The sequence below is a fragment of the Terribacillus saccharophilus genome (assembly GCF_002272075.1).
Taxonomy (GTDB): Bacteria; Bacillota; Bacilli; order Bacillales; family Amphibacillaceae; genus Terribacillus; species Terribacillus saccharophilus_A.
Window position 1 is genome coordinate 1 of the sequence record NZ_NPBJ01000040.1, and the last position, 26393, is coordinate 26393.

At 44.0% G+C, this 26393-nt stretch carries 23 protein-coding genes; 5 read left to right on the forward strand and 18 right to left on the reverse strand.

Annotated elements, in window-relative coordinates:
* Window positions 1-110 precede the first annotated feature (110 nt).
* Window positions 111-3383 (reverse strand): DNA polymerase III subunit alpha, encoded by a 3273-nt coding sequence (gene dnaE, locus CHH48_RS17435; RefSeq protein WP_095220624.1) that lies wholly within the window; start codon window positions 3381-3383, stop codon window positions 111-113.
* Window positions 3384-3509: 126 nt separating this feature from the next.
* Here dnaE and CHH48_RS17440 point away from each other — a divergent pair, with 126 nt between their 5' ends.
* Window positions 3510-3842, forward strand: a complete 333-nt coding sequence (locus tag CHH48_RS17440) for a YtrH family sporulation protein (RefSeq protein ID WP_038562204.1) — start codon at window positions 3510-3512, stop codon at window positions 3840-3842.
* A complete protein-coding gene (ytrI, locus tag CHH48_RS17445) occupies window positions 3842-4345 on the forward strand; it encodes a sporulation membrane protein YtrI (RefSeq protein WP_095220623.1) in 504 nt (167 codons plus the stop codon). The genes CHH48_RS17440 and ytrI overlap by 1 nt, the downstream gene beginning before the upstream one ends.
* On the opposite strand, the gene CHH48_RS17450 is transcribed toward ytrI, so the two are convergent.
* The 3 genes from CHH48_RS17450 to CHH48_RS17460 all read right to left on the reverse strand — a co-directional run bounded on the left by CHH48_RS17450 (window position 4342) and on the right by CHH48_RS17460 (window position 7482).
* On the reverse strand, window positions 4342-5283 hold the full coding sequence (locus CHH48_RS17450) for a DHH family phosphoesterase (protein WP_095220622.1): 942 nt from the start codon (window positions 5281-5283) through the stop codon (window positions 4342-4344). The genes ytrI and CHH48_RS17450 overlap by 4 nt on opposite strands.
* Window positions 5284-5307: 24 nt before the next feature.
* Window positions 5308-6624: a DRTGG domain-containing protein gene (locus CHH48_RS17455; RefSeq protein ID WP_095220621.1), complete on the reverse strand. Its 1317-nt coding sequence runs from the start codon at window positions 6622-6624 to the stop codon at window positions 5308-5310.
* Window positions 6625-6804: 180 nt separating this feature from the next.
* The gene (locus CHH48_RS17460; RefSeq protein WP_095220620.1) at window positions 6805-7482 is read right to left on the reverse strand and encodes a metal-dependent hydrolase; all 678 of its coding nucleotides are present in this window, start codon (window positions 7480-7482) and stop codon (window positions 6805-6807) included.
* Between the two features lie 103 nt (window positions 7483-7585).
* On the opposite strand from CHH48_RS17460, the gene CHH48_RS17465 reads away from it, so the two are divergent.
* On the forward strand, window positions 7586-8683 hold the full coding sequence (locus CHH48_RS17465; protein WP_095220619.1) for a M24 family metallopeptidase: 1098 nt from the start codon (window positions 7586-7588) through the stop codon (window positions 8681-8683).
* Between the two features lie 39 nt (window positions 8684-8722).
* On the opposite strand, the gene ald is transcribed toward CHH48_RS17465, so the two are convergent.
* The 4 genes from ald to CHH48_RS17485 form a co-directional block, all read right to left on the reverse strand.
* Entirely contained in the window at window positions 8723-9841 is a 1119-nt protein-coding gene (gene ald, locus CHH48_RS17470; RefSeq protein WP_095220618.1) for an alanine dehydrogenase, read from the reverse strand.
* 123 nt (window positions 9842-9964) lie between these two features.
* Window positions 9965-11164, reverse strand: coding sequence for an acetate kinase (locus CHH48_RS17475; protein ID WP_095220628.1), 1200 nt, complete (start codon window positions 11162-11164; stop codon window positions 9965-9967).
* Window positions 11165-11269: 105 nt separating this feature from the next.
* Entirely contained in the window at window positions 11270-12265 is a 996-nt protein-coding gene (locus CHH48_RS17480) for a class I SAM-dependent methyltransferase (protein WP_095220617.1), read from the reverse strand.
* 113 nt (window positions 12266-12378) lie between these two features.
* Window positions 12379-13743: a 2-hydroxycarboxylate transporter family protein gene (locus CHH48_RS17485; protein WP_095220616.1), complete on the reverse strand. Its 1365-nt coding sequence runs from the start codon at window positions 13741-13743 to the stop codon at window positions 12379-12381.
* Between the two features lie 240 nt (window positions 13744-13983).
* Between CHH48_RS17485 and CHH48_RS17490 the strand changes: the two genes are divergently transcribed.
* On the forward strand, window positions 13984-14958 hold the full coding sequence (locus tag CHH48_RS17490) for an NAD(P)-dependent alcohol dehydrogenase (RefSeq protein WP_095220615.1): 975 nt from the start codon (window positions 13984-13986) through the stop codon (window positions 14956-14958).
* 33 nt (window positions 14959-14991) lie between these two features.
* On the opposite strand, the gene CHH48_RS17495 is transcribed toward CHH48_RS17490, so the two are convergent.
* The 9 genes from CHH48_RS17495 to refZ form a co-directional block, all read right to left on the reverse strand.
* Complete coding sequence (locus tag CHH48_RS17495; RefSeq protein ID WP_038562230.1) at window positions 14992-15699, reverse strand: response regulator; 708 nt, start codon at window positions 15697-15699, stop codon at window positions 14992-14994.
* Window positions 15692-17290, reverse strand: coding sequence for a DcuS/MalK family sensor histidine kinase (gene dcuS, locus CHH48_RS17500; protein ID WP_095220614.1), 1599 nt, complete (start codon window positions 17288-17290; stop codon window positions 15692-15694). The genes CHH48_RS17495 and dcuS overlap by 8 nt, the downstream gene beginning before the upstream one ends.
* Window positions 17291-17399: 109 nt before the next feature.
* Window positions 17400-17837 (reverse strand): GerW family sporulation protein, encoded by a 438-nt coding sequence (gene ytfJ / locus CHH48_RS17505; protein ID WP_095220613.1) that lies wholly within the window; start codon window positions 17835-17837, stop codon window positions 17400-17402.
* A 10-nt stretch (window positions 17838-17847) separates the two neighbouring features.
* Window positions 17848-18384 (reverse strand): DUF2953 domain-containing protein, encoded by a 537-nt coding sequence (locus CHH48_RS17510; protein ID WP_095220612.1) that lies wholly within the window; start codon window positions 18382-18384, stop codon window positions 17848-17850.
* A gap of 98 nt (window positions 18385-18482) precedes the next feature.
* On the reverse strand, window positions 18483-18677 hold the full coding sequence (locus CHH48_RS17515) for an alpha/beta-type small acid-soluble spore protein (protein ID WP_095217236.1): 195 nt from the start codon (window positions 18675-18677) through the stop codon (window positions 18483-18485).
* 75 nt (window positions 18678-18752) lie between these two features.
* Window positions 18753-19952: a tRNA uracil 4-sulfurtransferase ThiI gene (gene thiI / locus CHH48_RS17520; RefSeq protein ID WP_095220611.1), complete on the reverse strand. Its 1200-nt coding sequence runs from the start codon at window positions 19950-19952 to the stop codon at window positions 18753-18755.
* Between the two features lie 4 nt (window positions 19953-19956).
* Window positions 19957-21096: a cysteine desulfurase family protein gene (locus CHH48_RS17525; protein ID WP_095220610.1), complete on the reverse strand. Its 1140-nt coding sequence runs from the start codon at window positions 21094-21096 to the stop codon at window positions 19957-19959.
* 80 nt (window positions 21097-21176) lie between these two features.
* Window positions 21177-22868 (reverse strand): septation ring formation regulator EzrA, encoded by a 1692-nt coding sequence (gene ezrA / locus CHH48_RS17530; RefSeq protein ID WP_095220609.1) that lies wholly within the window; start codon window positions 22866-22868, stop codon window positions 21177-21179.
* A 155-nt stretch (window positions 22869-23023) separates the two neighbouring features.
* A complete protein-coding gene (refZ, locus tag CHH48_RS17535) occupies window positions 23024-23662 on the reverse strand; it encodes a forespore capture DNA-binding protein RefZ (protein WP_095220608.1) in 639 nt (212 codons plus the stop codon).
* A gap of 119 nt (window positions 23663-23781) precedes the next feature.
* Here refZ and CHH48_RS17540 point away from each other — a divergent pair, with 119 nt between their 5' ends.
* A complete protein-coding gene (locus tag CHH48_RS17540) occupies window positions 23782-24267 on the forward strand; it encodes a GAF domain-containing protein (RefSeq protein WP_095220607.1) in 486 nt (161 codons plus the stop codon).
* A 32-nt stretch (window positions 24268-24299) separates the two neighbouring features.
* Here the strand turns inward: CHH48_RS17540 and CHH48_RS17545 are convergent, their stop codons facing one another.
* Complete coding sequence (locus CHH48_RS17545) at window positions 24300-26126, reverse strand: GGDEF domain-containing protein (protein WP_176466505.1); 1827 nt, start codon at window positions 26124-26126, stop codon at window positions 24300-24302.
* Window positions 26127-26393 lie beyond the last annotated feature (267 nt).

Here is a 26393-nt window from a genome sequence, read left to right on the forward strand (position 1 = left end):
TTAAGTTGGACATATTTTATCATCCTTTGTGTATTTTATATCATGACGGTCGGTACAGACGACTATACATTATAGGCATATGTCACCATGGTGTAAAGAAAGTTGAATCGTCACTGCCCCGACACGGCAACGTTTTCTTTCCCAAAATGTTTTCTTAAAATACCCAGACTTTTCTGGCTTAGCTCGAGGTGATACGAACCGGACAGCTGATAGCTTTTCCGTGTCTCCTTGTGTACAACAATGACAGGTACATTTCCAGGATACTGTGCGGCACATTCGCGGACAATGTCGAGAACTTCTTCTTCAGCGATAGTATCATAGCGGATGAATAAACGTTCTTTACTAGGCTCGAGCTTATCTTCCTGGAAGAGTTGGCCATCTTGCAGGATAAGCTGTCTTTCCCCATTCCTTTCCTCGATCTTACCAACAAGGTCGAGCAGTGTCTCCTCTTCCAGAAATCGACCGATTTGCCGATGTAAATCTGGAAATACGACGGCTTCGACTTCACCAGTCTCATCACCGATTGTCAGGAATGCCATAGGCTGGCCTTTTTTCGTCCGGATCGTCCGCTGCTGTAGAACAACAGCAGCCAAGCGCACCTGCTTTTTAGGCGGTAGTGCCTCGATCTGCTGAACTGCAATATAACCACTGCTGCGGAGATCACCCCGATAGCTTGCGAGTGGATGACTGGAAATATACAATCCAAGCACTTCTTTTTCGTACTTCAAGATGGCCATCGATGAAAATGGCTCCTGCTTCTCATATGTAGCTTCGAATTCGACTTCTCCCAGCAGCGATGGCTGATCATACAATTCCCTGAACAATTCCGCCTGCTCCATTGCTTTATCTATCGTAGCCAATACTGCGGCTCGGTTATTATGGATATTATCGAAAGCCCCGGCTAAAATGAGCTGCTCCAATGCAGATTTACTAATGGAGACTCGAACACAGAAATCAAAAAGATGCTTGAATGGTCCATCTTTCCGCGCATCAATAATCTGTCTGACCACTTGGGCACCAATACCTTTGATGGTCAGCAACCCTATTCTTATATTCCTGTTTTCTACTGTATACTTGCCGAAACTTTTATTGATGGAAGGAGCCAGGATTTCAATCCCGCTATCAGCTGCCTCGCGGATATACTGCCGGATTTTATCTGGCTGATTCGCAACTCCGCTCATCAATTCAGCAAAAAAGTTTGCAGGAAAATGCGCTTTTAAGTATGCCAGCTGATACGCTAAGTAGCTGTATGCGACTGCATGACTGCGGTTGAATCCGTAGTTAGCGAATTTCACGATCCAGGAAAATACTTCCTTGGCAGTATCGGGGCTGTACCCATTTTCTATACAGCCAGTTAAGAAGCGGCTCTCTTCTTTCTCAAGTACGCTAGCATCTTTTTTACTAACTGCTCGGCGCAATAAATCGGCTTCCCCTAGCTTGTAGCCAGCCATAGAGGCTGCTATCTGCATGATTTGTTCTTGGTAGACAAGCACACCATACGTCTTCTCCAGAATCGGGGCCAGCTTAGCATGTGGATAGCTAACCGCCTCCTCCCCGTGTTTACGACGAACGAAGACCGGAATATAACTCATCGGACCTGGTCGATACAATGCATTAACAGCGACAATATCTTCAAATGATGATGGCTTCAACTGCCGCAGCACTTGCTTCATACCGCTTGATTCAAATTGGAACACACCGTTCGTGCGTCCCTCCCGGAATAAACGGAAAGTAGCTTCATCATCCAGCGGAAGAGATTCTATATCCGGTTGTTTCGGCAAACTGTTTAGAACATGATCCATCAAGGTCAGGTTGCGTAATCCAAGGAAATCCATTTTCAACAAACCTAGCTGTTCCAGTTCCTTCATGGCAAACTGAGTCAACGCTACCTCATCGTGCCCCGAAGCGAGCGGAACGGTTTTCACGAGCGGATCAGCACTAATGACGATACCAGCTGCATGCGTTGATGCATGACGCGGCAATCCCTCCAGCTTGACACCAATTCGGAATAAGCGCTTCAGCTGCTCTGATTCTTTGACATAGGTAGTGAGTTCTTCGGAAGCCTTTAAACCAGCAGACAAAGATGCTGCGTTATTCGGAATCATCTTAAGAAGATAGGCAGCATCCGATTGCGGTATTTCCATCGTCTTGACCAGCTCTCGCAAAAGGGAGCGAGCAGCAAAGGTACCAAACGTAATGATTTGCGCTACATGATCTGCACCATATTTATTTCGTACATAGCGGATGACCTCATCCCTGCGGTAGTCAGAGAAGTCAATATCAATATCTGGCATCGATATCCGTTCCGGATTAAGGAAACGTTCAAACAAAAGACCATAAGCTAACGGATCCACCGCTGTAATGCCTAGCACATAGGCAACGAGCGAGCCAGCGGCCGATCCGCGTCCAGGACCGACACGGATGCCGTGTTCCTTTGCATAACGTACGAAATCCCAAACAATTAGAAAATAATCACTAAAGCCCATTTCCTTGATTACATTTAGCTCATAGGTCAGCCGTTCCTGTGCATCCTTTCTACCTCCATACAGCTCCTGTAGCCGTTCACTGCATATTTGACTTAAATATGTATCAGCTTGTTCTTCTTGAGGAACTGGATATGCAGGTAAATGTCGACCGCCAAGTTGCAGCTGAATCGTACAGCGCTCTGCGATGGAACCAGCCTCAGCCAGTGCTCCCCGCCACAAGACACTATCGGAAAGACCTTCCATTTCTGCTCCTGTACGTAAATGATGCGTCGGCTGCGTATCGTGCGCAACCGGCTCCCAGGTTGCTCTTTCTTCTATTGCAAGCAGACAATGATATGCATCGATATCATCTTCCTGCACATAGCGCACATCTCCTGTTGCCGCAAATCGGAGATTGTACTGCTGCTGCCAATTGGTCAAGGTCTGGTCATCCAGATAACGCACTTCTTCCGGACTGATACCAGCATACAGCCGATCACCAAATATGGATCGCCATGGATTGATTTGAAGCTGAATCAATGTGTGCGTCGGAATTATTGCAATGACTCCCTTCGCATATGCTTCCAATGATGAAATTGGCAAATAATTTGTTTCATTCGTTTGCAGGTATGTACTTAATTCTGCTAGCTGCTGATACCCAGTATCATTTTCCGCAAGCATGAGAACTTTCGTCATTTGCCCTTCCGCCTCGATCGGTACATGGATTCCGATAATCGGCTTTATACCTGCCTCTAAACAAGCCTGATAAAACGGCACAACACCGTACATTACCACGTCATCCGTCAGCGCCAAGGCTTCAAAACCTGCTTCCTTGGCTTTCTTCACTAGTTGAGGAATTTTAATTGTACTCTGATAGAAGCTATAGCTGCTTCTGATTTGCAGATGCGAGAACTCCATACATCATTACCGCCCTTTTTTACACTCTCTCCATTATATACGAAATGTCGCAGACAATGAAATGACTAACATAACTTGTCCCCTGCTGCCATAGGGTAGAAAAAGACTATGTAAAGGAGTTTCAGCATGGAAGAACGAGTTATCATCTCAATGATGCATTGTTATTTCATCGCACTCGGCGTTATGATCGGGGGCTGTTTCATCGGCAGTATCGGTGCTTTTGCTACTGGTGAACCGCCACTGACCGCCATCAAGCGTATCTCCAGCGGTATTCGGATTTGGGCCATCATTGCGGCAATCGGCGGAACTTTCGATGCTATTACTAATTTTGAAAAAGGCATCTATCAAGGGGCAACATTTGATGTCATTAAACAAATTCTTATCATCATCGCTGCGATGGGAGGAGTAAAAACTGCACTCTTGATCATCGGCTGGTTCATCCAGGAGGATGTCTCCTGATGCATATACCGCCGATTTATAAGCAGACTGGCTGGCAACGCTTTTTGGTTGGATTTTTCCTTGGCGGCATCATTTCCTATTTTGTTTATCTGTTCATGTATGGAACGCTATTTGAGGAATGGGTGAAGGAAAAAGTAGAAATGGAAGGTACTATTCACGACTTGGAACGGGATATCGAAGTATTGAAGGACAACAATGAAGAAATGAATGAACTGCAGCAGGAAGGTCTTCTTATTGATGAAATCACGATAGCTATCGAAACTGATGACAGCCTGGAGCTAGACAAATTGATCGAGCATGAACTGAAGGAAGCGATAAAGGAGGAAGCACGCCATATGATCGGCCGCAGTGTCAATGGAGCTGTGCAAAGCAGCCCGCTATTGCTCGGGGCAATTGAAAATAAAGTCTATGAGCTGGATGGATTTCGTTACAAAGTCACCGTCAAGCAGCTGATCATTTCCGAGATCCTCTACTTGACAGTGAGAGTGGAGACAGACATTTAATTTGATTCAAACTGACGACATATATCTTGTAATTCCTGTTCAAGTCTGGTAGCTTCATCCCAACTGTACACTGTAGCACCAGACGCAAACGCATGGCCGCCACCATTGAATTTCCCGGCTAGTCCATTAATTACAGGACCTTTCGAACGGATTCGCACTCGAATCTGTTCTTCCTCTTCGACGAAAAAGAGCCATGCTTTGACACCTTCAATACTGGCAATTGTTCCGACAAGCTGACTCGTCTCCAAAGAAGTCACTCCGTAGGATGCAAGAATATCCTTCGTAATCCGGATTGCACAAACACCGGTCTCGTGCAGCTTGAGTTGCTGCAGTATATATCCCTGAAGTCTGGCGACATCAAGCCTTGACGCATATAATTTTTCATAAAGCATCGTCCGATCGAATGGATACTTTATCAATTCACCTGCAAAGTGGAATGTTTTCTCACTTGTTGACGGGAAAAGAAAACGTCCCGTGTCACCAACAATACCAGCATATAACAACATCGCGCCCCGAGTCGTCAGCTGTAGCTCTGGATGCGCTGCATACAATTCGTAAATCATTTCACTTGTAGAACTGGCTGTTGGAACAACCCACTGTATGTCGCCATATCGATCAACTTCAGGATGATGGTCAATTTTAATTATTTCTTTGGCCAACTTATACCGCGGGTCAGATATACGTGGCTGATTAGCAGCATCACAAATAATGACAAGCGCCTGTTCAAATACGCTGTCAGCTATCGTATCCATCTCTGCGAGGAATGTTAGCGATGGATCAGCGTCACCTACAACCCACACCTGCTTATCCGGGAATGACGCTTTGATAATTTCACTTAGTCCGACCTGTGATCCATAGGCATCCGGATCAGGTCGAACATGGCGCTGAATGATGATTGTTTCATATACCTTGATTCTTTCCAGGATTTTATCGTGCATCGTATCCCCCTCTATGTATGTGCCTCAGCGATCCAATAGCTGTGCCATAAGCAACGCTTTTGCAACTAATGTTTTCTTGTTACTATACACTTCCACGTCCATTTTCGCCAACTTCCGCCCAACCTCCAGAATACGCGGCTTGATCAGGATTGTACTGTCCAGCTGGATGGGACGCAGGAAATAGACGGATATGTTATCGACCACCATATCCCCCTTCTTCATTTTGCGAACGAAACGTCGGCTTGCTTCCGTGACAAACGTTGTCAGAACTCCGGTAGAGAGACTGCCAAGCTGATTCGTCATCTGCGGTGTCACTTTCCCTTGAAAAACGACGTCCGGCGTCTCATCTTCCAGCAAATCGATCTCTCTTGTTACCAGGTCTTCGATTGTTTCGCCAATTTGCGGCTGCAGCTGGATTTGTTGAAGCGCTTTTAAAACATCCTGTCTGGAAATCAATCCTTGCAATTTATGCTGCTGATCGACAACTGGAATAATCTCGATACCTTCCCAAACCATCATATGAGCAGCATATGCAAGGGTTGTATGCTTTTGAACGGTAAGCGGATTCTTCGTCATCGCTTTTACAACAGACAGCTGCCTGTCCTTGTTGATGATATCCTTCGAGGTGACCATTCCAGTTACCTTCTGTGCCGCATTAGTTACTGGATAACGTGTATGAGTAGTTTCCGCATTGAACATATACCATTTTTCGAGCGTATCTGTTTCCTGCAGATGGTATGTTTGCTGCAATGGTGTAAAAATATCCTCTACAACGATTATCTCTTTCTTGATCATCTGATCATAGATCGCCCGGTTGATCAATTCCGCTACCGTAAACGTATCATAGCTCGTGGAGATGACCGGAAGCTCCTTTTCATCTGCCAGACGCTTGATACGGTCATCCGTGTCGAAACCTCCAGTTATGAGCACGGCAGCCCCTTCCTTGATTGCCAGTTCATGCGCTTCAATACGGTTACCGACGATGAGCAAAGCATCCTTTTGGGTATAGCGCATCATAGCATCAAGTTCCATCGCTCCGATAACAAATTTATTAAGCGTCTTATGCAAGCCGTCGCGGCCTCCGAGCACTTGACCATCCACAATACCGATGATTTCAGCGAAAGATAAGCGATCAAAATTATCCTTAATTTTTGTTTCGATCCTCACAGTCCCGACACGCTCAATCGTGCTGACCAGCCCTTTATTCTCCGCCTCCTTGATAGCTCGGTATGCCGTTCCTTCACTTACATTCAATTCCTTGGCGATAGCACGTACGGATATCTTCCCGCCAACCGGAAGGTTCTCAATATATTTAATGATCTGATCATGTTTTGTCGACATTCCTTCACCATGCCCTCATCTGTACTAGTCTTTTTTTATCTATTGTTATTGTACAGTTTTTAGACAGAGGTTTCAATTTCAGAAGAAAAATTGCTGCATAGCCCGAAATATTAATCTATAAAATCAATTCATTTACTATAACAGATAAAAACAGCACCCTGTGACAGGATGCTGTTTTCTTTAGATTGTAATAGATTGGCCGGGCTCCAGGTGGACACCTTGACCAGGTTTCACTTTTTCTGCAAATGCCGCGCCATCCTGCTCAATCAACGGGAATGTGTTGTAATGAATCGGAATAACCTGTTTAGCTTTCACCCACTCAGCAGCAATCAGTGCATCTTCAGGACCCATTGTGAAATTATCACCGATTGGGAGCAAAGCAACATCGATAGTGTTCATATCTCCGATAAGTTTCATATCCGAGAATAAACCTGTATCGCCCGCGTGGTAGATTGTCTTGCCTTCAGCCGTGAATAGAATACCAGTCGGCATTCCCATATAGTGGGTACCATCTTCATCCGTTATAGCACTGCTGTGAAACGCCTGCGTCAGTTTTACACGGCCAAATTCGAATTCATGCGCACCGCCGATACCCATTGGATGTGTGTTCAATCCTTTGCCTTCCAAGTAAACTGCCAATTCGTTCGGCGCTACAACAAGTGCACCAGTGCGTTTAGCGATTGAAATAGTGTCTCCGACATGGTCATTGTGTCCGTGTGTCATCAGAATCACATCTGGCTGCACATCGTCTGCATTTAAATCACATGTAGCATTTCCAGTGATGAACGGGTCGATTAATATCGTATGCTTTTCTGTCACAATCTGTACAACAGCTTGTCCGTGGAATGAGATTTTCAAGTTTACAACCCCTTTTCATTTTTTCGCATTTAGTTTACCACAGTTGTATACGGAAGAAACGCAATACGTTTTTTGCTATACTAGGGGAAAAGGAGGATTTACTATGCAACACAGAATCGATACATTATTACAACAGTTAAAAGGTGATCAAGCAGACAGCGTGTTCATCACCTCCATGGAGAACGTGTATTATGTGAGCAATTATTACACAGATCCGCATGAGCGACTCGTAGCTGTATTCGCAGATCAAAAAGATGCACCACTGCTCATTTTGCCGGCAATGGAAAAAGAAGACGCCCTACAAGCCGGCTGGAAGGAAGAAATGCTTACATACCACGACCATGAAGATGTCTGGCAGCTTTTCAAGGATTACCTAAAAGAACGAGGCCGTATTCCAGCTTCCATGGGAATCGAAAAGGACCATATGTCAGTACTTCGTTTGGAGATGCTGCAGCATATTCTGTCAGACACAGCGTTGACGAGTGCGACGGAACTTCTGCAGAACCAACGAAACATCAAAGACAAAAAAGAATACACTTTGTTGAAACAAGCAGCAGCACTTGCTGATTTTGGTGTCAAGAAAGGCATCGAGGCAATTGCAGCTGGAAAGAGTGAACTACAAATTGTAGCGGAGCTAGAATATGCACTGAAGCAAGAAGGTGTACAGAGCATGTCATTTGCGACAACCGTTTTGTCCGGTGCGAAGACTGCTTCTCCGCACGGAACTCCGGATGGTAAACAGATTGCAGCAGGAGATCTTGTCTTATTTGATTTGGGAGTCATCTTTGAAGGCTACTGCTCAGATATTACCCGGACGGTTGCTTATAAGCATGTAACAGCTGATCAGCAGCATATTCATGATACAGTGCGAATCGCCCTCGAGAAAGCAACAGCCGCATCACAAGTAGGAACTGCTATTTCTGAAATCGATAGAGCGGCCCGCGGCCATATCGAACAAGCTGGCTATGGTGAGTACTTCACGCACCGTGTCGGACACGGTTTAGGAATCGGCGTACATGAATTCCCGTCATTGTCCAGCAACAATACAAAAGCATTACAGGATGGCATGTGCTACACAATTGAGCCTGGTATTTATTTGCCTGGTGTCGGCGGCGTTCGTATTGAGGATGATATTTTCCTTACAAAGAATGGCCCTGACGTTCTTACTGTTTATCCACGCGATTTACAAATCATCGGTTAAAATAAAACGAGCATCTGCTTTTCGGCAGATGCTCGTTTTTTATCTCTTCAGCAGATTGTCAGCTGCTTCAAACGTCAAATCATGTGCTTCCGCTACTGCTTGATACGTTACAAAGCCATCCAATGTGTTTATTCCCTTTGCCAAGGATGGATTGTTCAGACAAGCTTGCTGATATCCTTTATTAGCAAGCTGCAGTGCATAAGGAACAGTCACATTTGTCAGCCCGATTGTGGAAGTACGCGGAACCGCACCTGGCATATTGGCAACTGCATAATGCAATACATCATGCTTTGTATACGTCGGGTTATCATGTGTCGTAATTTTATCGGATGTTGCAAAAATACCACCCTGGTCAATTGCAACATCAACGACAACAGATCCGGGCTTCATACTTGCGATCATCTCTTCTGTTACCAGCTTGGGCGCTTTGGCCCCAGGTATGAGAACAGCTCCAATAACCAGATCGGATTCTTTTACAGCTTCCGCTATGTTAAGCGGGTTGGAGACAACCGTATTGATCGAGTTGCCAAACAAATCATCGAGCTCCCGCAGACGCTGCGGACTCAAGTCGACTATCGTTACGTCAGCACCAAGACCAACCGCAATCTTTGCTGCATTCGTTCCAACAACACCGCCGCCGATAATCGTGACTTTACCACGCTTCACACCTGGTATACCAGACATTAAAATACCGCTGCCGCCGTAGGGTTTTTCCAGGAATTGTGCACCTATTTGGGATGCCATGCGACCTGCGACTTCACTCATCGGTGTAAGAAGCGGAAGGGATCGATCTTCCAGCTGGACTGTTTCATAAGCGATACCAACAACCTTCTTCTCAATCAAGGCATTCGTCAAAGAACCTTCCGCCGCAAGGTGCAGATATGTGAAAAGAATGAGACCTTCATAGAAATAATTGTATTCTTCCGGAAGCGGCTCCTTGACTTTCATAACCATTTCTTTACTCCAGGCATCCGCTGCGGTTGGTACGATAACTGCACCAGCTTGTTCATATTGTTCATCTGTAAAGCCCGAGCCAAAGCCAGCTCCCGTCTCAATGAACACATCATGTCCTGCTTCATGCAAAAGTGTTACACCAGACGGTGCCATAGCAACACGGTTTTCGTTATTCTTTATTTCCTTCGGTACACCAATCTTCATTCTGCTTGCCTCCATTTCGTATGTAACAAGACTTGCTTTCGTCCCAAGTATACCATTGTTTCCACCCTTGAAAATGCAAAAAAAGCTAGTCCCATTAGGTTCGGGACTAGCTTTTCTGCTAAATTATTTTGTTACAGTTTCCGCAAGACGAACTGTGTCTCTTGCAATCATAACTTCTTCGTTTGTCGGGATAACAATAACCTTCACTGGAGAGTGTGGGTAAGTCAGGAATTGTTCTTTACCGCGTACATTATTCAAGGATGGATCATAATAGACACCCATGAATTCAAGTCCTTTAAGGACACGCTCACGGACAGTCGTACTATTTTCACCAACACCAGCAGTGAAGATGATTGCATCTACTCCGCTCATGCGCGCAGCGTAAGATCCAAGGTATTTGTGGATTCTTTCTGCAAAGACATCAAGCGCAAGCTCTGCACGCTCATCGCCTGCTTCAGATTTGCTTTCGATGTCACGCAAGTCACTGGAAAAACCAGATAGCGCTAGCATTCCGCTTTCTTTGTTCAATACATGCAGAACTTCATCAGCAGTCTTGCCTGTTTTACGCATGATGAATGGAATAAGTGCAGGGTCGATGTTACCAGAACGCGTACCCATTGTTACACCAGCAAGCGGTGTGAAGCCCATGGATGTATCAACTGATTTTCCGCCTTCAATAGCAGCAATACTTGCTCCGTTACCTAGGTGGCAGGAGATCAAGCGAAGCTGTTCAACTGGACGGTCCATCAATTCAGCAGCACGCTGGGAAACGTACTTATGGCTTGTTCCGTGGAAACCATATTTACGGATTCCATATTTTTCATAATAATCATATGGAAGACTGTATAGATAAGACTCAGGCGGCATTGTCTGATGGAAAGCTGTATCGAAAACAGCGACCGCCGGAATGTTCGGCAGAATTTCCTTGAATGCACGGATTCCTGTTAAGTTTGCTGGGTTGTGTAATGGTGCAAGCTCGGATACTTCCGCAATCTCTTCCATCACTTGGTCTGTGATAAGAACAGAATCACTGAATTTCTCTCCGCCGTGTACAACACGGTGTCCAACGCCGTCGATTTCGTCCAAAGAAGAAATAACGCCAGTGGAAGTCAGCTTCTCAAGCAACATTTTTACTGCTTCTTCATGATTTTCAATATCTTTAGTTGTTTCATCTTTTTCACCATTGAATTTGATAGTGAAGATGGAATCATTCAGTCCGATACGTTCTACGAGACCCACTGCCTTTACGTCTTCCTCAGGCATGTGGATTAGCTGGAATTTTAATGAAGAACTACCAGCGTTGATTGCTAAAATATTACTCAACATGTTCAGCCCCTTGTAAACTTTTACGTACTTCCCTATTTTACCTGTCTCGACAAGCTCATTGCAAGATATGTCGAGGACTTGTTTTAGTTTTCGTTAATTTTTTTAGTTTTTTAAACCAGATAGCTCATTATCGAACCAATCATTAATCTGTTTCAAAACATTTGCCATCGCATTTGGGTTCTTAAAGGACGGAAGCTGTACAAGCAACGCTTGCTTCGGTGCTGTAGTTAGCGTCCCCTTTTTCTGCAGAATCAAAACACTTTTCGCCTGAGATTCATTTTTAAACATGCTCTCCGGAAATTGTAGTAATCCTAAAATATGCGCATGCTGCTGCAGGAATGTATGCAGTGAGCGAGCTTGATCGCTTTCAAACAGGAAGTTTGGCACGACAAAAAGCAGGTAACCGCCTTCTTTTGTATAATGCAGACTTTGTTCAATGAACAGATGATGCGAATAAGAATGACCTTCTTCTGCCTTTAATTCGAATTGTGCTGCTTGGATATCATCAGGATAATAACCGACTGGCAAATCACTCACGACAAGATCAACCGGTTCCAAAAGAAACGGGCGCAGGCTGTCTTGATGGAAAAATTCAATTTGTCTTTCCTGCATATTGGCATTCATGACAGCAAGCTGAATCAAAGTCGGATCCACATCACTGCCGTAAGCATGTCCTTCCCGCTCAACTTGATTCAAAACTGCTGTAAGCAGATTCCCTGTACCAACAGCTGGGTCGAAAATACGAAAATCTTCATTTTTTCCAATTAACTTATTTGTTAAGTATCCAATAAGCATTGCAACAGTGTCAGGCGTCAGCATGTGCTGCTGCTGCGTAGCACCTTTCATACCTTTCAGGATAGACAACTGAATACCTTTTCGAATCTCTTCTTTTTGGTAGCTCTGATCGTCAAATACAGCCGCATGCTTCTCCAGCTGCTGTTTTAATAATGGCTGTTCTGTTATTTCTGTATCGCGATCCAATATATATTCCATTGCTGCACCAAGTGCATCAAGATAAGGTATGTTTTCACGTGTTTCCAATGCCTCGGCCATTTGGTCAAGTGCTTGGTAAACCTTTTCTACATTCTGTTGTTCCACGTATCATTTCCTCCATTTCACTGCATCTGCCTTATTGTATCAAAAGCAGCGGACAGAAGCGAGAGCAGGCTCTGCTGCAAGCAAAAAGCCCAGCCGAAGCTGAGCTTTGCTTTTTATCCGAAGAAATGCATTAATGCTGTTGCACCGATAACAGTAGCAGCACCACCAAGACGAGTGGATATCTGCGCGAAAGGCATCAACGCCATACGGCCGGAAGCAGAAAGGATAGCAACGTCCCCTGTACCGCCAAGACCACTGTGGCAAGCTGTAACGATACAAGCTTCAACAGGATACATATTCATCAATTTACCTACAAAGTAGCCAGTAGTAGCCATTGCGATAACAACAGACGCACAAGTTACTGCAAAGCCGATGGTAAATACACTTGCTACATCCTCAAGTGGGATGAAAACAATACCCAAACCGACCATTAGTGGCCATGTGAATGCAGTAGAAACGAATTTGTACAGCTGCTGCGCACCAGTTTGAAGCTTAGCAGGAAGCAGGTTACCAGACTTAATGATTGTTGCCGCAATGATCATTATGATTGCGCCGGACAATGTGAAGCCAGCTACAACGTGGATCCAATGCTCGACAACTCGTCCAAGAACGAATAAACTCATTGCCACAAGGAGACCTGCTCCCATCAAACTGAAATCAATTGCTTTAGTTGAGCTTTCTTTTGCAGCTTCCAATACTTTATCGCCCTTGTTGGAGCGAACTAGTTTATCATGTCCTGCAAGCTCTGGACGTTTTTCACCAAGTTTTTTCATTAGTCCAGCGATGATGATGGCACAAACGTTACCGATGATAGCAGCTGGAACCAATTGAGAGATATAAGTTGAAGCATCTCCGCCAAGAACACCTGCATAACCAGCAGACAATGGAAGGATACCTTCACCGATACCACCAGCGATAATTGGTACAACAATATAGAAGAAAGTGTGATGCATGCTGTAACCAAACAGCATACCAACTAAAGTACCAACTGTTACCGCAGCAATCGTACCAGTTACCAATGGGATGAACATACGGATGAAGCCTTGGATAAGGACTGTCCGGTTCATACCAAGAATACTACCTACCACCAAACATGCGATGTAGAAGTAAAGGAAGTTGGATCCGTCTGACGTCATCAGCTGATCGACAGCTTCCAAAGTTGATGAACTCAATGTGTCAAAGAACACAAGCATGGACGGAACAAACAAGGATAGAATTGCTGGTCCCCCGATGCTGTTGAAGTAAGGTATGCGCTGACCGATGTCCCCTAGCAGCACACCTAGTACCATGATGACTGCAAAGCCGCCAATCATGTCAGTAGGTAATTGGTTAGTGTATGCAGCAATAAGAACAATGATTGCTAATACGATATACACCGGAAGCGGCATAACACCGACTTTCCATTCCATAATTTTGTTAAAGCCTGATGGCTTTTGGTTGTTGGATTGTTGATCGCTTGTATGCGATTTCATTTCCATAAGAATGCACCCCCTAAGTAGATACGACTATTCTAATTTAACCAAAATTACCTGTGTTATTTTTTAACTAAACTAAACGTAAGATAACTTTTGTAATTAAAAAACGACGTCCGATTTTACTTAGGATGTCTTATAAATCTATAGTGTATTCATACCTTTTCTGACCATGGTTTCTAGCATGTATGCAATATTACTGGAATATAATAGCGCGATAAACAGTCAGAAAGGAGTGTGCTTATTATGAAGGCAATAACGACACGGAGTTATGGTTCCCCTTCTGTACTCAAAGCGGAAGAAGTGCCTGATCCTGTGCCAAAAGGCGATGAGCTGCTTATTAAAGTACATGCCGCCTCCCTTAACCAAGCTAATTTAGTTCTGCTGAAAGGCAAACCCTTTCTCGCTCGTTTTGCTTACGGGGTTTTCAAACCAAAGCATATAATAACCGGAAGCGATATTTCAGGTGTTGTGAAAGCTGCCGGAAAACAAGTAAAACACTTCAAACCAGGCGATGAAGTTTATGCTGATTTGTCCAATTATGGATTCGGCTCATTGGCTGAATATGTTGCTGTTCCAGAAAAGGCACTTGCCTTGAAACCGACCAACCTTTCTCACCTTCAAGCCTCGGCCGTTCCTTTAGCTTCTTTAACTGCATTACAAGCATTACGTGACGCAGTTCGTGTACAGCCCGGACAACGCATCATGATTTATGGATCATCAGGGGGTGTTGGAACTTTCGCTGTCCAAGTTGCCAAAGCTTTCGGAGCGACCGTCACCGCTGTTTGCAGTAAGAAACATATGGAGAATATGAAGTTATTAGGTGCTGATTATGTATTAGATTATGGAAAAATCGATTTAACCAAGTATTATGGTTCCTTCGACGCAATTCTGGCCATTAACGGTTATCAGCATCTTGCTACTTACAAGAAATTACTGACTGAGAATGGCGTGTATGTGATGGTCGGCGGATCTGCTTCCCAAATGTTCGAAGCGATGCTGCTTGGTCCTATCTTCACGTTGGGAAGCGGCAAAAAGTTAGGCAACTTCTTAAAAAAACATAATACTGATGACTTGGTAGAGCTGACAAATTTAATAGAAGCAGATAAAATCCGTCCTTTAATAGATCGAGTATATCCATTCCAAGAGTTTAAAGAGGCCTTCACCTACCTCGATCAGCACCACGCCTACGGTAAGGTCATCATTACTATTCAAAATTAAAAAAGAAGCCTATAAAAAGGGCTTCTTTTTTTGTCAGATATATTGGCTGATGTGATGGGAAGTATTTGCGTTAACGCGATATTTGAAGACCGGACGCCCGATACTGCCATAATGCATTTCCACTTCGAGCAGCTGCACATCCTCTAGGAACTTCAGGTATTTTCGTACAGATACTTGCGACATTTCGGTTTCTTTCGCAATATCCTCTGTTGTGAAGAAATTGTAACGGAAAGTAAGAATACTGTTCCATACAACCTTTAGAGTACTTCTTGTAAGACCTTTTGGCAGCTGCATCATTTGCTCCTGCTCAGGCAGCTGCAAGAGCTGGCTGTCTAATTCCTGCTGCGTCATCTCTTCTTTATTGCTGAAGATAAGCTGACGCTTCCGATAGCCGCTTAAAGCGTTCTGGAATCGGTCAAATTCGAAAGGTTTAATCAAGTAATCGACAGCTCCGTATTGGAGTGCTTCCCGAATCATCGGTTTTTCACTTGCCGCAGAAATGATGATAGCGTCCACTTTCTGGTCGCGTTTGCGAATTTCTTTAAGCAATTCTATTCCGTTCTTACCTTTCATATATACATCCAAAAGAAGAAGGTCGACTTCATTTTGCTGAATGAATTCAAGGGCTTCCTTATAATTCTGAGCAGCTCCGACAGCTGCAAATCCACTCATTTGTTTAACATAGCGCTTATTCAATTCGCTAACCATCGGGTCGTCTTCCACGATCAGTACTTTAATCATTTGTTACATCCTCCTGTATATCATACGGCAGCTGGACGCTGAAGGTAGTTCCTTCACCCGGCTCACTTGTAAGGACAAGATAGCCACCCAGCTTGTGCACATAGTCTTCCACTTGATAAAGGCCAAAGCCACGGTCGTTTCCTTTTGTGGAATAACCTTGTGTGAAAATTTTCTCCTGCTGTTCTTTACTGATCCCTTTTCCCGTGTCCGTCAGCTCTAAGAAGAGCTGTCCATCGTTATACTTCATGGATAGCTGGACACGCTTTTCTGGCTGCTGATCAACAGCATCCACTGCATTGTTCATTAAATTACCTAATATGGTAATTAGCATCTGATTCATTTTTTCAGATGTATTCGGTATTGTATCTCTGCAATCCACTTCCAGCTGAACACCATTTTCCGCCATATAGCTTTTCTTCCCGAGCAGAAAACCGGCAAGGATTGGATTCTTAAGATGGTGAATCATCGCAATCGTAGCAGATCTCTCTTTACCGGCAACATTTTTCACATAGCGTTCCAGCTGATCGTAATCCTCCAATTCCAACAGACCAAGAATCACATGCAGCTTGTTCATGAAATCATGTGTTTGCGCCCTAAGAGCGTCCGCGTACAGCATTGTATCTGTCAGCTTTTCGTTTAGATGGTTATATTCCGTTCGGTCAAGAAATGTTGCAATTGCTCCTTCGGTTTTTCCTTTGATCTGAATAGGGATTTCATTCATGACGAGTGTCAATCCATTATGCTCCACTTGACGGCCAATCAACGGTTTATTCCATGCTATAACTTGATGAAGTTTAGTAACTGGGAGCACATCATCGACATGACGGTTCTTCAGCTCTCCTTTGATCCCCATCTCTTCCAGCAATCTTTTTCCTTCTGTATTGACCATCTGAATTTTCCCATTCGTGTCAACAGCTAACATCCCGTCTTTGATCGATTCCAGCATTGCAATTCGCTCACTTAAAAGTGCAGCAATTTCATCCGGTTCCATCCCGTGCATAATCTGTTTTATTTTACGTGCCAGCAGGACGGCTCCAATTAAACCAATTACTAAACTAAGTACCGTAGCCAAATATAATGGCAATCGATTGCTTCGAATGATTTCATTCAACTCATTCATCGTTATTCCGACCGCAACAACTCCGACTTGATCTCCTTGTTCATTATAGACCGGGGCAAATGCCCGCAAACTTAATCCCAGTGTCCCCTTTGCCTTGGATACAAATTCTTTCCCTTGAATCGCTGGAGTTTCATCTCCGCCGGCAAATCGTTTTCCGATCTCAGCTGTATCCGGATGGCTCAGCCGAACGCTGTCCATGTTCATTACCACAACGAAATCTGCATCCGTAATCCCCATTGCTTGGGTAGTAAACTTCTGCAGTGTAGCGGAATCCTGCTCATCCGTCGCCTGCATGACTACCGGGTCAACAGCTATCAGCTTGGCAGTTTGCAGCACTCGGTCCCGTTCTTGGGATTTAATATTATTACTCGTCTCAATCCCAATCATGACAAATGTCGTCGTTACAGCCAAGATTACGACAATGAACACCAGTGCAGTCATCTGCGTCCGCAGATTTATCTTCTGTTTCAAGTATAACCTTCTCTCTTTGCGCTTTCCCGTTTCAAGCTCAGTATCTTTAAATTATAGCGGAATAATGTCGGATTATAAACAAAAAAACCACCAACAGGCGGCCTTTTAGTCAATATATAGTCTCATCATCAGATCTTTGTGATTTTTGCTGCTTTTTCTGCTTCGGATTTTGCTTGAGTATCTCTTGGATTTTTTCTACCGCCGCTGGTGCTGCTTCAATAAGCTTTTCATACAAATGTGTCTGTTCATCCAGGTGAATCATTTTGACACCTTTATGGCCTACGATGAGAAAGGCTATCGGTGTGATGGACACGCCGCCACCGCTTCCCCCTCCAAAAGGCAGCTCTTTCTGATCACTCTTACCTTGGGAAGCTGCATCAAACTCACTTCCTCCAGCAGCAAATCCGAAACCAACCCGGGACACAGTCAAAATGATGCTGCCATCAGGTGTTTCCACTGGATCGCCGATTATTGTATTAACATCAATCATTTCCTTTAGGTTTTCCATTGCGGTCTTCATTAAGCCTTGAATTGGATGATCTGCCATACTGCTCCTCCTATCTTCCTCTGGCATTGGATATAATAGCCTGCATAGCTTTCCCAGTACGAATAGACACTATGCATTGAAAGCTTGTATCAAAGAAGGAAGTTTGAAAAACCGGCTGTACCTGGATGTCAAAGGGCTGTCTGATCTGGAAATTCGACCGGATTATTTGATTGGCTATTCCTTTTATAGTCCACACCAAACCAACCATGGTACCTACTGCTGCTGCATCGGACATTCCAATTGTTGTATGCCAGCGAAATTGCTGCATCTCTGCACTTTTTGTAATCTGCAGCAGATAGGGAAAGGAGTTCCACATCCTCTGCAGGTCCGTGAAGAGATTGGATAGCTGCTGTTTTATATCATCGGCAGACGTGTGTTCAATGGATGATTGCTGTTTGAATTGCCGCTTATGCACGCAGATGCCGAAAACCCTAATCCGGATATTCCATTTTTTTTGATCATAACAAATATGTACTGTCACTCTAGCAACAAGAGCAACTGCTACCAACAGCAGTACTGCAAGCCCAAAACTAATGACTATCCACATATTCTCCAGCTCCCTTCAGCAATAGGATAAGCATTTCATTTTGTTTTTACACAGAAAAGGAGCAGCGAATGCTGCCCCTTTATGCCATACTTATGAAATTATCTGCTTAATTGCTCTTGTGCTGTGCGTACAAGACGTTTAGTGATTTCTCCTCCAACAGATCCGTTGGCACGAGAAGTTTCGTTTCCGCCAAGCTGTACACCGAATTCTTGTGCGATCTCATATTTCATTTGATCTAGAGCTTGTTGCGCTTGAGGTACTACTAGCTGGTTGCTTGAGTTGTTGTTAGCCATTGTGTGTCACCTCCTTGTACAAGTAGGATGCGCCGACAAGGAGAGTAACATACAGATTATTTAGTTGGGAAGTTCTTACAATAAATCAGCAAATGGCGCAGTGTTTTCATCTGGCAATGCAGTGATAATTTCTGTGCCTTCGATAGCTCGTTCGAATTCAGCTGAAAAGTCGATTGTCCCTTCATACAAGTGGACCTTTTCACGGCGAGGCTTTGTTTTAGGCGCTTCCGGTACAAATACTGTACAGCAGTCATCATATGGACGAGTTGAAATTTCATACGTGTCGATTTGTTTTGCAATATCGATGATGTCAGACTTGTCCATCGTTATCAACGGGCGCAGTACTGGATAGTTCGTCACTTCGTTAATTGCAAACATACTTTCCATCGTCTGACTTGCAACCTGGCCAAGGCTTTCTCCGGAAGTAAGTGACATGATGCCGTGTTTTTCTGCAATTCGTTCACTGATACGCAGCATCATCCGACGCATGACTGTCATGCTATAGCCAAAAGGTATCTCTTGATGCACCTTTACCTGTAAATCTGTAAATGGAACAACGTGAATTTTCACTTTAGCACCGAATTTTGATAATGTTTGCGCTAAATCGATAACTTTCTGTTTTGCACGTTCATTCGTATAAGGAGGAGAATGAAAATGGATTGCTTCTATCTCCACTCCGCGCTTCATTGCCAGGTAACCTGCTACAGGACTGTCAATACCGCCTGAAAGCATCAATAATGTCTTACCTGAACTGCCTGCCGGCAAGCCGCCCGGTCCCTTGATTTTTTGACCTGTAACATATGTTGCTCGCTCACGTATCTCTACCATGATATCGACACCTGGTTTTCTTACATCAACAGGATAGCCCTCACTGTTCTGAAGAACATAAGCGCCAATGCGCTGGTTCATCTCCTGTGAGTCAATCGGGAATTGCTTGTTTGTTCGGCGACATGATATTTTGAAAGATGTTCCAGTTGGATTATAAAGCAATAGCTGCAATGCAGCTTGTTTGATTGCCAGTTCTTCATTTTCAGTTCGTATAGCCAGACTGAAGCTATGGATACCGAAAATGTTCCGACACGCTTCTACAATCGGTTCATGTTTCTCTCCGTGAAGATGAATATACATCCGGTCACGCGTTCGCTCTATCTTCGCTTTCGGGTAAGGTCTGATTTGGTCTTTCACATTATTTTCCAATTGTTTGGTGAAATGCTTCCGATTCTTTCCTTTCAATGCCATTTCTCCATAACGTATCAATATATGATCATACTGCATATGCTTACCTCATCACTTTCTTTAAATGTTTTAATGTCTTTTCCAGAATCTGCAGGAAGTAGTCTACTTCTTGCTGTGTATTATCATAAGAAAAACTCACTCGGATAGCGGATTCTGCCTGTGTATCCGGTACCCCGCAAGCAAGCAGAACGGCACTTGCATCGCTGTTTTTGGAAGAGCACGCTGATTTGGTCGACACATAAATTTCTTTTTCTCCAAGAGCATGTACCAACACCTCAGGCTTCAATCCTGGTACGGAAAAATTTACAATATGTGGAGCACCAGCAGGCGGAGAATGAAGTACCACATCATCCATTTTCCCAAGACCTGCCCAAAGTCTCTCCCTAAGTTCAAAAAGCTTAGCAGGATGAACCTGCAGCTCTTCCATTGCCAAACGCAACGCTTTGACCATAGCTGTTATTCCAGGTACATTTTCGGTTCCGGAACGAAGCGCCTGTTCCTGTCCTCCACCGGACAACTGTGCCACTATACGTGTATTAGCAGCTTTATACAAAATACCGCTGCCTTTCATTCCATGAAATTTATGAGCTGAAAGCGTACAAAGGTGAATATTACTCTTCTTGATATCGAGTGCCACTTTCCCGGCTCCTTGGACATGGTCGACGTGAAACGTAATATGAGGAAATTCGGTCAGCATCTGACCAATCGTCTTAATTGGCTGGATGGTACCAAGTTCGTTATTCACGTGCATCACACTTACGAGAATGGTCTGATCTGTTATGGCCGCTTTTATCTTTTCAGCCGTTACATATCCGTACTTATCCACATCAACATATGTCACCTTAAAGCCCTGGTTCTCTAATTCCGTACAAGTCTCCAAGACAGAAGGATGTTCTACGGTCGTCGTGATAATATGATTCCCGAAACGTTTTTTCTGTAATGCCGTTCCTTTTATTGCTAGATTATTCCCTTCTGTTCCGCCGGATGTGAAGAGAATCTCATTTTCCCCGACATGTAAAAGCTGTGCCGCCTGTTTCCGGCATGCAGTCAACAGCTGTTCTGCACTTCCACCCAATCGATGTAAAGAAGAAGGATTAGCAAAATACGTTTGTGCCGCCTCCGTGTAACTGATAAGCACATCTGGGTGCGGCTTCGTTGTTGCACTGTTATCAAAGTAAATCATGTATCCGTCCCCCACTCTTCAAACTGTCTTTTACTAAAATAAAGCAATCCCTCGCTTGTGGCAAGGGATTGCTTTATTTATCAGCTGGGAACCTTGATATGTTTTTCCAGGCGTTCCAACGCTTTTGGTTCTATATCTTGTAATGCACGAGCAGCCCGCTCTAATGCTTGTTCATATTGATATTCACGGAACAGCTTCTCTGATTCAGCCATTTCGGCTGCAAGCATCGGATATTGGCTGCGGTACCGGTTGGAATACTGAATCACTACTTCTGCCAAATAAGCTTGTTCCAGTAAATGCTCAATTTGTTCAATGGTTGCATTGGTGACTTCCTCTGCTTGCTGCAGATGTGTGCGGACCTCAGCCATATCTAGCGGATGTGCTTCGAGCACCTCCATTGTACGGGAAGTTTTCTCCTGGCTCTCTTCTACTAGCTGCCAAACTTCCTGCTGTACACCTGGGATATTACTCTTTTGCAGCTTACGATTTACATCGTATAGCTTTTGCCGCATGTCAGCAATTTTCTCTTTTGCTTCTAATTCATCTTTACGCAATGTCTTGATCTTTTCGCGGATTGCCTCGTGTTCTTCTTCTATGGCACTCAGTTCGCGGAAGCCCGCTTCCAGCTCTTCCTTCAGCTTCGCATGTGATACAAGCTCATCATTGATTTCTAGCTGCATCGTTTCAAGCTGTTTGATAAGTCTGGAGATCTTTGTCTCAAGCTTCAGATGGAATTCGACATCATTATCAGTAAAGAAATAAGACTCCCGAAGCAGATCCACTTCTTCTTTCGTCTTGATATAGGCCTCTGTTTTCTTCTCGACAGCATGGACATATTGCTCGAATTTGGAATCCACATAATTCTTGGCAACAGCCTCATTCTCAAGAAGCTGATACATTTCTTTTATACGGCTTTCCAAAGCAGGGATAACTAAATTTGTCTCTTCTGTATCGCCTGCTTCCAGCTGTTTAATAAGAAGGTCCAATCGTTCCTTCTCAGCCTTCAGCTCGTCTTCGAAACCAAGATGATGGATCCGGTAGCCATCCTGTTTCATCTCGCGGATGCCGCCTAGCAGATCCGCAACTTGTGACGGAAGATCTTGCTTCACCTGTTTGTAAGCTTGAGGGAATGCCTCAATCTCTGCTTCCAGTGACTCTGTTTTCATCTTCACGTCTGTAATGAGTTGGTTGGCTTCGAAGTAGTTGCCAGATTCAATGAGTGAATGATAGGTAGCCAGCTGTGTGATTTGCTCAGCAATAGCTGTCTCAAAACGCACGTCTGCTTTTCCATATTGATGGCGATGCTGCGAAATCATACGCTTCAGCGTCTGAAGTGCAGGCTGCAAAGCCTCTGCCTGCTTGCGTGCTTCTTCTTCTGATGCAAGCAGCTCATCCAGCTCACGGAACATGGCTTCAATCTTATCCTCCACTTGGGATAGTATCGCTTCTACTCGCTGCAGATGCTGCTTCGCTTTGTTGAAACGATAGCGGTCAGCACCTTCCTCCGCATCAAAAAGAGCCTCTTCTGTATCTGGAAGCTCTTTGGTTACGATATGATCCCAGCGTTCCTTCCACGATTCGAATTTTTCCTGTGTTTCTCCAGACAGGTTCAACGCTTTCACTTTCGCTAATTCTTCTGATACGTTGCGGTTCGATATATCCATTTTCCAGCTCTCAAGCCGGTCCACTTCATCATAAACTCGCTTTCTCATAATCAAGCCCAAGATGATCAGGGCGATGATTAATATAATTCCTCCGATGATGTATGGCAATGTCCAGCCTCCTAACCAATACTCGGGAAAAAGGAGTAATACCCTAATAATCGTTATCTATTTTTAATACTAATATGATACCATGTAAACCGCAAATATGGCTAAATTTTTTCAAATTTCTCTGTTATTTTCCATGTTTTTCCCGAGGTGATGCATCAATTGGCTGATACAGCACGCAATGCAGCGGAGGAAACCGTTGTCAACGTATCGATCCAATGGTGGATACTTGATGTATACATGCTGCAAAAATAGCGGCGTGACTCTTCTGACATCAGCATCCCTTTCATCTCTTTGTTCATCGTGAATGGTGCAGACAGCATACCGGAAAGCTGCATATAAAGATAGACTCCTTCTCGTTCCCGTATCCCATTCGACTCCAGGTAATCACGAAAGGCTTGTTTCAACGTATGATTCTCCTTCGCCAAGTACGTCACTGCCATTTCCCTGACAAAGACGGAATCCAGCATAAGCTCCCTTTGGATGAAAGCCGTGAATTGATTCCGCGAGAGTTTATAATGTATAATTGCTTCAATTAATTGTTTCAGATAGGTACTGGAAGAGTCCTGCCCGCGGTTTTGGGCTGTTTTCTCCAGAACAGCAAGATATTCCTCGTAATACAACACGACGGATGCTTCCAGAAGTCCTTGCTTACTTTTATAATAATAGTTAATCAAGGAGACATTGACCGAAGCTTTTCCCGCAATATCGCGGACAGATGTCCCATGGTAGCCTTTTGTGTAGAACAATTGACAAGCGGCGTCCATCACTTTTTGTTTCGTGTCATTTTTTTTCAATCTTCTCAGCTCCTCTATCTGTTGTATACGACAGCGAAGAATGCATCCCTGCATCTTTCGCTCGCCAAATCTCGCGCCTTCTGTCGAATTACAGAAATTAATTATATGGGGGAGATAATATGTTCGAAACAAAAGCTTATAGCGGTTCCCGTGAAAAGGACTATGAATTGCTCGTTAAACAGCTAGATGCATTGCTGACTGGCGAAGAAGACGAAATCGCTCATCTGGCGAATGCTTCTGCTCTATTGAATCAGTTCTTGGATGACGTGAATTGGGTCGGTTTTTATCTTCATAAAGAGGAAGAATTGATTCTCGGTCCATTCCAAGGCCTTCCAGCGTGTGTGCGTATCAAAATTGGAAAAGGTGTATGCGGAACTGCTGTAGCAGAAAATAAAACTCAGCTAGTGGCCGATGTACATCAATTCCCTGGTCACATAGCATGTGACGCAGCAAGCCAGTCCGAGATTGTTGTTCCTATCGTCGTTAACGGCAAATCCTACGGTGTGCTTGATATCGATAGTCCGTCCAAAAATCGATTCGATGAAACAGATCAGAAGTACTTAGAAAAATTCATCGAGGTTCTCATCAAGCATTTGACTAAATAAAAAAACAGCTTCCGCTACTGGAAGCTGTTTTTTTAGATACAATATCTGTTTTTTCCAAGTCGTTTAGCATCATAGAGCTTACGGTCTGCTCTGGAGAACAGGTTATGCACGGCCGGACGGTCTGCAGCTGTCCATGTGGATACCCCGCATGAAACTGTAACCGCAGGACGTGTTGAGTCCGCAACACGTTGAACAATTCTTTCTGCTTTCTTTATCGTCTGATCCAAAGACGCATGCGGCAGGTAAATTGCCAGCTCTTCTCCGCCCCATCTGGCTGCTACATCCGACGGACCAAGCAAATCTTTGATAAGATTGGCCACTTGGATTAAAAGATAATCACCTGTATTATGCCCATACGTATCATTTACCTTCTTAAAGTCATCCACATCTATCAAGATGAAACCGCCTTGTGCATCTTTCAGTATATGCTCATGCATTCTTTCGTCCAGATAACTTCTTGAAAATAGATTCGTAAGGTAATCTGTGATTACCAAATTCTCAAGTCTCTCACGAAGCATGGAATTAACAATCGACAACGACGAATGCTGTACAAGCGATTCGATAAGCCGGAATGATTCAAAAGTAAAAAAGCTGGGATTGCGATGAAGCACAAGTACAACACCTTGCAGCTGTTCCGACCTTACCATCGGAATCACCAGCAATGACCGATAAGGAAGCGGTACATCCGGATATCGTTCCTGGAAGTTACTGATAAACATCGCCTCTCCCTGTGCATCTCGGCAATGCCGCGCAATCCATTCCAAGAAGATATGGGAATTTGGTTCAAAGAAAAAACCTGTACTGCCGTTCAGTATGTCTCCTGCGTCTTGATCTCCTCTGTATAAGATGAATCCAATTTCTTCCCCGCCGAACGTATCTCGGATTTGCTGATGCATCAAGGTGATTGTATCTGACAGACGCAGGTTGGCATTCATTTTCTTCGACGTCTCATTAATTAGCTGCAGATCACTGATTAGTTTCTTGGAGTGCTGATACAGTCGGGCATTCTCAAGTGCATTTCCTGCTGAATCGGCTAGTTTTGTAATAAAACTATGATCCGATTTGGTATATTTCATGGCGGCTGGAACTGAGACATGCAATACACCATAAATACCTTGCTTGCCGTTCAGCGGTACATAGCGATTGATTACTTGTCCATTTGCACTTTCTTCTACTTGTACTTCACCTGTCATATATGCCCGCGTACTAGCTTCATGGACAGAATAATCATAAACTAAGTTTTTGATTGGCAAATCCGTATCTCCGTGATAGTCCTGAGCGAGCAAAAGTGCATAAGCGAATTGCGGATAAGTCCGCTGCAAAGTGGTAATCAGCACTCTGAGAACATCATGCATATCGATAGAAGCATGCAGATTTGTCGTTGCTTCATATAACTGGGCAGTGTGCTGTTCATCTTCTTTCGCTTGGTGGGTAAGAATAAGATGGGTAACACAATCCCCGATTTCCCAGGCCAGTTCCCTGCAATCAGGAATCATCTCTCCGCCTCCTCCGATATAAAGGAATCCGATTACTCTTTCATTCGGACGCTGTAAAGGTAAGACTCTATCCAATACATGTGGAAATTCCCTTAACATGTCGGGCATACAAACACCTTGGTGAATATAATCGACAGACAGACGGAATCCGCTCTGTCTCAGTCCAGCATAGCTTATGCGCTCCAATCGCTGCTGCCATTCATCATATATGTATAGCGCCACACTGTCTGCCTGCAGTAGATTCTTCATATTTTCGGTAACAAGCGCAAGTATCTCTCTGTAACTATAGCTTTCTCTCGATACAAGGAGCTGATAGAAATAAAGCTTTGCCTGTTCAAGATTGCTGTCCGTTAGCCGCTCCATCTGCATCTCACCTACATTTTGGTAGTTTTATTCTATTATATAAGATAATAGACTCAATTCTCAATTAATATCATAGTTCTTTTTACTTACAATTATATTCATTATATCTCCTTCACCTAATTGTCTTGACTTTAACCAGACGGAAAGCTTATAATACTCTTTGTGTAAAATAAATGGCGGCCTATGTGAACTCCCATTTGTCTGATTTTGTTCCTTTCTTGGCAAGGCGTATAAAGAGACGAATCTTCGTTTCTCCTTGTTTCAGAA